Here is a 9687-nt window from a genome sequence, read left to right on the forward strand (position 1 = left end):
CTCAGACGCCCGCCATTTCATTCATCATTCTTTCGATATCGGACAAGCCGTCCTCGCTCAACGACAAGCCGGTGCTGGCACAGGCCTGGGCAAAATCATTCAATTGCGGTTTCTCGAATAGCAGGCGCAGGGGGATGTCGATGCCCAGGCCCGAGTTGATCTTGGAAATCAGCTGGGCCGCCAGCAGCGAGTGCCCGCCCAGCTCGAAGAAGTCATCGCCCAGGCCCACCCGCTCGACCTGCAGCACCTCGGCCCAGAGCGCCGCCAACTGCTGCTCCAGTTCACTGACCGGGGCCACGTAGGCCGGCTGCGACTGGCGGGTATCGGGGGTTGGCAGCGCCTTGCGGTCGAGCTTGCCGTTGGGCAGCAACGGCATGCGTTCGAGCAGCACCAGGTACATCGGCACCATGTAGTCCGGCAGGCTGGCGCCCAGGTGCGCCTTCAGCTCGGCGCGCAGGCCGTCCTCGGCCTCGGGCATGGTGTTGGGCACCAGGTAGGCCGCCAGTTGCTTGCCGCCGGGGCCATCGATATCGACCACCAGTACCTCGCGCACCGCCGGGTGCTCGCGCAGGCGCGCCTCGATTTCGCCCAGCTCGATACGGAAGCCGCGGATCTTCACCTGATGGTCGATACGCCCGGCGTACTCCACCACGCCGTGCTCGCGATAGCGTGCCAGGTCGCCGGTGCGGTACAGGCGCCCGCCCGGCGTCGTCGCGAACGGGTCGGGGATGAAGCGCTCGGCGGTCAGCCCCGGACGATTGTGATAGCCGCGGGCGAGCAGCTCGCCACCGACCAGCAGTTCACCGATGGCGCCCGGCAGGGCCAGGTCGGCATCGGCGTCCACCAAGTGGATCGAACGACCGCCCAGGGCCTTGCCGATCGGGATCAGCACCGGCAGGGGTTGCTCGCCGGTGACATAGGCGCTGCAGTCGTGGCTCATGACGCTGACGGTGGCCTCGGTCGGTCCGTAGGTGTTGAGCAACCGCACATGGCCTAGCCCGGCCTGTTGCCAGGCCAGCACGCCATCGGCGGCCATGGCCTCGCCCCCCATGTGGATGCGCCGCAGCGAACCATAGTCGCGCGGCCCCTTGGCCGCGAAGTCCTTAGCCAGCAGATACCAGTAGGCGGTCGGCAGGTCGGCGAAGGTGATGCCCTGGGTCACCACTTCACGGTAGAAGGTCTCGCTGTCCCACAGCGTCGGGCCGCGCAGCACCACGCTGGCGCCGCAGATCAGCGCCGGGTAGAGCTGCTCGACGAAGGCGTCGAAGTTGAAGGTGGAGAACTGCAGCACCCGGTCGGCCGCCGACAGGCCGCAGAAACCCTGGGCGACATGGGCATGCCGGCTCAGCGCCGCGGCGCTGATGCCGACGCCCTTGGGGCGCCCGGTGGAGCCGGAGGTGTACATGATGTACGCCAGGTTGTCGGGGTCGCCCAGCGCCGGCAGCGCATGGCTCGGCCAGGCATCGAGCGGCTCGCTGTCCAGGCACAGGCTGCGCACCTGCGGTGCCACGGCCAGGGCTTGCAGCTGGGCGCTGTGGCCGATCAACAGGGCGATGCCGCTGTCCTCCATCATGTAGGCCAGGCGCTCGTGCGGGTAGTCGGGGTCCAGCGGCACATAGGCGCCGCCGGCCTTGAGCACGCCCAGCAGGCCGACCACCATGTCCAGACTGCGCGGCAGGGCGATGCCCACGCGCACGTCCGGGCCGATGCCCGCCTCGCGCAGGCGATGGGCCAGCTGGTTGGCACGCTGGTCCAGGGCCTGGTAGGTGAGCTGCTGCCCTTCGCAGATCAGCGCCGTGGCGTGCGGGGTAAGCGCGGCCTGGTCGGCGATCAGCTGCTGTACGGTGCGCTGGTCAGGGTAGACCGCCTCGTGGCGGCTCCACTGCCCGAGGATGACCTGGCGCTGCGCCTCATCGAGCAGCGGCAACTCGACGATCCGCTGGGCAGGCTGGGTGCTGACTGCCTGCAACAGGTTGAGCCAGTGCGCGGCCATGCGCTCGATGGTGGCATGCTCGAACAGGTCGCTGACGTAGGTCAGGGTCGCGCCGAGGCCGTCCTCGCTTTCGAAAGTATCCAGGGCCAGGTCGAGGTGCGCCGTGGGGTTGCCCCAGCTCAGGCCTTCGATGCTCAGCCCAGGCAGTTCGCGCCCCTGGTCCGAGCGTTGGGCCTGGTGGTTGAACATCACCTGGAACAGCGGGTTGTGGCTCAGGCTGCGCTCCGGCTGCAGCGCTTCGACCAGTTGCTCGAACGGCAGGTCCTGGTGCGCCTGGGCCTGCAAGGCGGCGTGCTTGACCTGTTGCAGCAACGCGCTGAAGGTCGTGTGCAGCTCGAACTGCGCCTTGAGCACCTGGGTGTTGACGAAGAAGCCGATCAAGCCTTCGGTCTCGGCCCGGGTGCGGTTGGCGATCGGCACGCCGACACGGATGTCGGCCTGCCCGGTCTGGCGGTGCAGCAAGCTCTGGAACGAAGCCAGCAGCAGCATGAACAGCGTCACCCCTTGCTGGCGCGCCTGCGCCTTCAACGCCTGGACCAGCGGCGCCGGCACCTCGATGGCGAGGCTGCGACCGGCGTGGCTTTGCACAGTGGGCCGTGGATGATCGGTGGGCAGTTGCAGCACATAGTGCTCGCCGCCCAGCTGCGCCAGCCAGTAGTCCAGCTGGCGGGCCTGCTCGCCGGCCTCCATCCACTGGCGCTGCCAGACGGCATAGTCGGCGTACTGCACCGGCAAGGCCGGCTGTTCGGGTTGCCGGCCCTGGCTCAAGGCCAGGTAGGCGTCGACCACTTCATCGACCATGATCGGCATCGACCAGCCATCGGCGACGATGTGATGCAGGGTCAGCACCAGCACGTGATCGTCCTCGGCCAGGCGCAGCAGGCGCACCCGCAGCAGCGGCCCCTGGGTCAGGTCGAACGGGCGCTGGATCTCCCGAGCCACGCGCTCGCGGACCGCCTCGGTCGAGGTGTCCTGCAGGGATTCCATGACCAGGGTGAACGTCGCGGGCGCGTGGATACGCTGCTGCGCCTCGCCACCTTGCTGATCGAAGGTGGTGCGCAGGCTCTCATGGCGAGCGATCAGGGTCTCGAAGGCCTGACGCAACGCCTCGGGGTTCAGCCGCCCCTTCAGTTGCAAGGCTGCAGGGATGTGGTAGGCGGCGCTATCCGGCTCCAGTTGCCAGAGGAACCACTGGCGCTGCTGGGCGTACGACAGCACCAGCGGCTGGTTGCGGTCCGCCACGGTAATGGCGGGGGCCTGGCTGGCCGCACCCTCGCCTGCGGCCTGGGCGAAGGCCCGCAGGTCGGCGGACTCGAACAGGCTGCGCAGCGACACTTCCACATTCAGGCGCTGGCGGATGCGCGAGGTGACCTGGGTGGCCAGCAACGAGTGGCCGCCAAGCTCGAAGAAGTTGTCGTGCAAGCCGACCTGCTCGACCTTCAGCACCTCGGCCCAGATCGCCGCCAGTTGCTGTTCCAGTTCCGTACGTGGAGCTACGTAGCCCTGTTGCAGTTGGCTGGCATCCGGCTTGGGCAGGGCCTTGCGGTCCAGCTTGCCGTTGGCGGTCAGCGGCCACTGGTCCAAGATCAGGAAGTGCGTCGGCACCATGTAGTCCGGCAGGTTGGCTTTGAGGTGCTGTTTCAGCGTGTCACGCAGGGTTGCGTGATCTGCATTCACGTCCTGGGCAATCAGGTAGGCGGCCAGTTGCTTGCCCCCTGCCCCATCGATATCCAGCACCAGCACTTCGCGCACCGCCGCATGCTCTTGCAGGCGCGCTTCAATCTCGCCCAGTTCGATACGGAAGCCACGGATCTTCACCTGATGGTCGATCCGCCCCACGTACTCGATCACGCCCTGTTCGCGGTAACGCGCCAGGTCGCCGGTGCGGTACAGGCGCCCGCCTTCACTGGAGAACGGGTCCGGCACGAAGCGTTCGGCGGTCAGCGAGGCACGGTTGTGGTAACCGCGTGCCAGGCCAGCGTGGCCGACATGCAGCTCGCCGGTGCAGCCCTTGGCCACCGGATTGAAGTCGGCGTCCAGCACGTACATCGACAAGTCCGGAATTGCCGCACCGATCGGGCTGCCCAACTGTTGCGTGTCAGCAAAACGGATCGGCCGGTAGGTCACATGCACCGTGGTCTCGGTGATGCCGTACATGTTGATCAGGTTGTCGCACTCTTCGCCGAAGCGCTCGAACCACGGCTGCAAAGCGGCCACATCCAGGGCTTCGCCGCCGAAGATCACGTAGCGCAGCGCCAGATCGGCAGTGCTGTCACAGGCCACACGCATCAGCGGCTTGAACGCCGATGGGGTCTGGTTCAGCACGGTCACGCCCTGCTCCACCAGCAACTGGTGGAAGTCTTCCGGCGAACGGGTCACTTCACGCGGCACGATCACCAGGCGACCGCCGTGCAGCAGCGCACCGAAGATCTCCCACACCGAGAAGTCGAAGGCGTACGAGTGGAACAGCGTCCACACGTCCTGCGCACCAAAGCCAAACCAGGCGTCCGTCGCCTTGAACAGGCGCAGCAGGTTGTGGTGCGGCAGCAGCGTGCCTTTCGGCTTGCCGGTGGAGCCCGAGGTGTAGATCACATAGGCCAGGTTGTCCGGCTGGGTCAGGTGCTCGGGGTTTTCGTCGCTGTAGCCAGCCAGATCATCTTCGAGAGACAGGCTGCGCACGTGCGCCGGTACCGGCAGATCGGCCAGCAAATGGCCTTGAGTCAGCAGCAACTGAATGCCGCTGTCCTCCATCATGTAGCTCAGGCGGTCCTGCGGGTACTCCGGATCCAGCGGCACATAGGCACCACCGGCCTTGAGGATCGCCAGCAGGCCGACAATCATCTCGAAACCACGCTCCACCGCGATGCCCACCAGCACATCCGGCCCCACGCCCTGCGCACGCAGCTTGTGCGCCAGGCGGTTGGCGCGGCGGTTGAGCTGGTCATAGCTCAGCGCCTGCCCGGCGAAGGACACGGCGATCGCCTCAGGCGTGCGCGCCGCCTGCTGCTCGATCAGCGCGTGAGCGCACTCGGAGCTTGGGTAACGTTGTACATGCGCTTGCCACTCATCCAACTCGAGCGCATCGAGCAACGGCAACTGCGCCACGCGTTGGGCGCTGTCCTGGCAGATGCCCTGCAGCAGATTGCGCCAGTACCTGCCCAGACGCTCGGCAGTGGCCGGATCGAACAATGCAGTGGCGTAGGTCAGGATGGCGCTCAACCCCGCGTCGTGCTCGACCGTGTTCAGAACCAGGTCGAACTGGGTGCTGCGGTCTTCCCAACCCAGCCCCTCGATCCGCAGCCCGGCCAGTTCCTGGGCCATGCCGGGGTTTTCCGCCTTGTGGTTGAACAGCACCTGGAACAGCGGGCTGTGGCTCAGGCTGCGCTCGGGCTGCAGCGCCTCGACCAGTTGCTCGAACGGCAGGTCCTGATGCGCCTGGGCCTGCACGGCGGTGTGCCGGACTTGTTGCAGCAACCCGGCGAAGGTGGTTTGCGGCGCGAACTCAGCCTTGAGCACCTGGGTGTTGACGAAGAAGCCGATCAGGCCCTCGGTCTCGGCCCGGTTGCGGTTGGCGACCGGCACGCCGACGCGCACCTGCGATTGACCACTGAGGCGGTGCAGCAGCACCTGGAACGAGGCCAGCAACAGCATGAACAGGGTCACGCCCTGTTGCCGTGCGGTGGCTTTCAGCGCCTCGGCGAGTTCCGGCTCCAGGTGGATATCCAGGCGTGCCCCGGCATGACTCAGCTGCAACGGGCGTGGGCGGTCGGCAGGCAACTCCAGCACCGGTTGCTCGTCGCCCAGTTGCTGACGCCAGTAGTCGAGCTGGCGCGCCTGCTCGCCCGCCGCCATCCACTGGCGCTGCCAGGCGGCATAATCGGCGTACTGGAACGCCAGGGCCGGCAGTTGCGCCTCGGCGCCCTGACGGTACCCGGCATACAGACGCACCACTTCATCGACCATGATCGGCATCGACCAACCATCGGCGACGATATGGTGCAGGGTCAGTACCAGCACATGCTCGTCGGCGGCCAGGCGCAGCAGGCGGGCGCGCAGCAACGGGCCGTGCTCCAGGTCGAACGGCTGCGCGGTCTCCTGCGCAACTCGCGCCTGCAGCGCCTCGCTTGCCACCGTCTCGACCGGCAGGTCGAAGTCACCTGCGGCATGGATGCGTTGCCAGGCCTGTTCACCTTCCTGATGGAAGGTAGTACGCAGGGTCTCATGGCGGGCGATCAGCGCGGCGAAGCTGCTGCGCAGTGCCTCAATGTCCAGCTCGCCCTTCAGGCGCAGGGCCGAAGGGATGTTGTAGGCGGCGCTGGCCGGTTCCAGCTGCCAGAGGAACCACTGGCGCTGCTGGGCGTAGGACAAGGCCAACGGCTGGTTGCGGTCAACGACGGTGAACGCTGGCGCCTGGCTGGCCGCGCCTTGGCCGGCGGCCTGGGCGAAGGCTTGCAGGTCGGCGGATTCGAACAGGCTGCGCAGCGGGACTTCCAGGTCCAGGCGCTGGCGGATGCGCGAGGTGACCTGGGTGGCCAGCAACGAGTGGCCGCCGAGTTCGAAGAAGTTGTCGTGCAGGCCGACTTGCTCGACCTTGAGCACCTCGGCCCAGATCGCCGCCAGTTGCTGCTCCAGCGCCGTGCGCGGGGCCACGTAGCCCTGCTGCAGCTGGCTGGCATCCGGTTTGGGCAAGGCCTTGCGGTCCAGCTTGCCGTTTGCGGTCAGTGGCCACTGCGCCAAGACCAGGAAGTGCGTCGGCACCATGTAGTCCGGCAGGTTGGCTTTCAGGTGCTGTTTCAGCGTGTCGCGTAGCGCCGCGTGGTCTGCACTTGCGTCTTGGGCGATCAGATAGGCAGCCAGTTGCTTGCCCCCTGCCCCGTCGATATCCAGCACCAGCACTTCGCGCACCGCCGCATGTTCTTGCAGGCGCGCTTCGATCTCGCCCAGTTCGATACGGAAACCGCGGATCTTCACCTGGTGGTCGATACGGCCCACGTACTCGATCACGCCCTGCTCGCGGTAACGCGCCAGGTCGCCGGTGCGGTACAGGCGCCCGCCTTCGCTGGAGAACGGGTCCGGCACGAAGCGCTCGGCGGTCAGCGAGGCGCGGTTGTGGTAACCCCGCGCCAGACCGGCGTGGCCGACATGCAGCTCGCCGGTGCAGCCCTTGGCCACCGGATTGAAGTCGGCATCCAGCACATACATCGACAGGTCTGGAATCGCTGCACCGATCGGGCTGCCCGCCTGTTGCGTGTCAGCAAAATGGATCGGCCGGTAGGTCACGTGGACCGTGGTCTCGGTGATGCCGTACATGTTGATCAGGTTGTCGCAGTCCTCGCCGAAGCGCTCGAACCATGGCTGCAACGCGGCCACATCCAGGGCTTCGCCGCCGAAGATCACGTAGCGCAGCGCCAGATCGGCAGTGCTGTCACAGGCCACGCGCATCAGCGGTTTGAACGCCGACGGGGTCTGGTTCAGCACGGTCACGCCCTGCTCCACCAGCAACTGGTGGAAGTCTTCCGGCGAACGCGTGGTTTCACGCGGCACGATCACCAAACGACCGCCATGCAGCAGCGCACCGAAGATCTCCCACACCGAGAAGTCGAAGGCGTACGAGTGGAACAGCGTCCACACGTCCTGCGCACCAAAGCCAAACCAGGCGTCCGTCGCCTTGAACAGGCGCAGCAGGTTGTGGTGCGGCAGCAGCGTGCCTTTCGGCTTGCCGGTGGAGCCCGAGGTGTAGATCACATAGGCCAGGTTGTCCGGCTGGGTCAGGTGCTCGGGGTTTTCGTCGCTGTAGCCAGCCAGATCATCTTCGAGAGACAGGCTGCGTACGTGCGCCGGCACCGGCAGGCCGGCCAGCAAATGGCCTTGAGTCAGCAGCAACTGAATGCCGCTGTCTTCCATCATGTAGCTCAGGCGATCCTGCGGATACTCCGGGTCCAGCGGCACATAAGCGCCACCGGCCTTGAGGATCGCCAGCAGGCCGACAATCATCTCGAAACCACGCTCCACCGCGATGCCCACCAGCACATCCGGCCCCACGCCCTGCGCACGCAGTTTGTGCGCCAGGCGGTTGGCACGGCGATTGAGCTGGTCGTAGCTCAGCGCCTGCCCGGCGAAGGTCACGGCAATCGCTTCAGGCGTGCGCGCCGCCTGCTGCTCGATCAGCGCGTGAGCGCACTCGGTGCTCGGGTAGCGCTGCACATCAGCCGTCCACGCCCCCAGCTCTGCCGCATCGAGCAACGGCAACTGCGCCACGCGCTGGGCGTGATCGGCGCAGATGCCCTGCAACAGGTTGCGCCAATGCCGGCCGATGCGCTCGACCGTGGCCGCATCGAACAGCGAGGTGGCATAGGTGAATGCCGCAATCAGCCCACCCTCGTGCTCGGCCGTGTTGAGGATCAGGTCGAACTGGGTGGTCTGCCCTTCCCAGCTCAAGCCCTCGACCTGCAACCCGCCCAGCTCACGGACCATGCCCGGGCTTTCGGCCTGGTGGTTGAACAGCACCTGGAACAACGGGTTGTGGCTCATGCTGCGCTCGGGCTGCAGCGCCTCGACCAGTTGCTCGAACGGCAGGTCCTGGTGCGCCTGGGCCTGCAGCGAGGTTTCACGCACCTGCTGCAGCAACGTGGCGAAGGTGGTCTGCGGCGCGAACTCGGCCTTGAGCACCTGGGTGTTGACGAAGAAGCCGATCAGCCCCTGGGTTTCGGCGCGGGTACGGTTGGCCACCGGCACGCCGACACGGATGTCGGCCTGCCCGCTGTAGCGGTGCAGCAGTGCCTGCAACGAAGCCAGCAACAGCATGAACAGGGTCACCCCCTGCTGGCGCGCCAGGGCCTTGAGCCCCTGCGCCAGGGAGGCATCGATATCGATGCCCAGGCGTGCGCCCTGGAAGTTCTGCACCGACGGCCGCGGGCGGTCGACAGGCAGTTCCAGCAACGGCTGCTCGCCCGCCAGTTGCTCGCGCCAGTAACCGAGCTGGCGCTCCTGCTCGCCCGCCTCCATCCAGTCGCGCTGCCACAGGGCGTAGTCAGCGTACTGGATCGGCAGCTCGGCCAGGGTCACCGGCGCGCCCAGGCGCAAGCCCTCGTACAGGCGGATCAGCTCGTCCACCAGGATCGGCGTGGACCAGCCATCGGAAACGATATGGTGCACAGTCAGGATCAGCACATGCTCTTCAGGCCCCAGCACCAGCAGCCTGACCCGCAACAACGGACCATGCTCCAGGTCGAACGGCTGCTGCACCTCGGCCTCTACCCGCGCGCGGATGGCTGCCTGCAGATCCGTCGAATCCGCAGACACGAAGGGCTCCACCGCCAGCGCCAAGGGCATTGGCGGATGGACGATCTGCACCGCCCCGTCACCTTCCTGGCGGAAGGTGGTGCGCAGGGTTTCGTGGCGCGCCACCAGGCTGTCGAAGCTGCGCTGCAACGCCTCGACATCCAGCGCGCCCTTGAGCCGCAGCGCCGCCGGGATGTTGTAGGCGGCGCTGTGCGGGTCGAGCTGCCAGAGGAACCACTGGCGCTGCTGTGCATAGGAAAGCGCTGCCCCGTCCGCCGAGTCCCTTCTGAAGATCGGGGTGACCCCGTAGAGGTTGACACCCTGGCGCTTGAGCAAGGCTGCCAATGCCTTGCGCTCCCTGGTGGACAGCGACTTTACGGAGTCGAGCAGCTCTTGCACTTTGAATGTCTCCC

General features: G+C 66.6%; 1 protein-coding gene. It reads right to left on the reverse strand.

Annotated features, from left to right (window positions below; all coding sequences use genetic code 11):
* Window position 1: 1 nt before the first annotated feature.
* On the reverse strand, window positions 2-9673 hold the full coding sequence (locus AAHK21_RS25265) for an amino acid adenylation domain-containing protein (RefSeq protein WP_367858724.1): 9672 nt from the start codon (window positions 9671-9673) through the stop codon (window positions 2-4).
* Window positions 9674-9687: the final 14 nt, after the last annotated feature.

The sequence above is a fragment of the Pseudomonas sp. TE50-2 genome (genome assembly GCF_040813665.1).
Classification (GTDB): domain Bacteria; phylum Pseudomonadota; class Gammaproteobacteria; order Pseudomonadales; family Pseudomonadaceae; genus Aquipseudomonas; species Aquipseudomonas soli.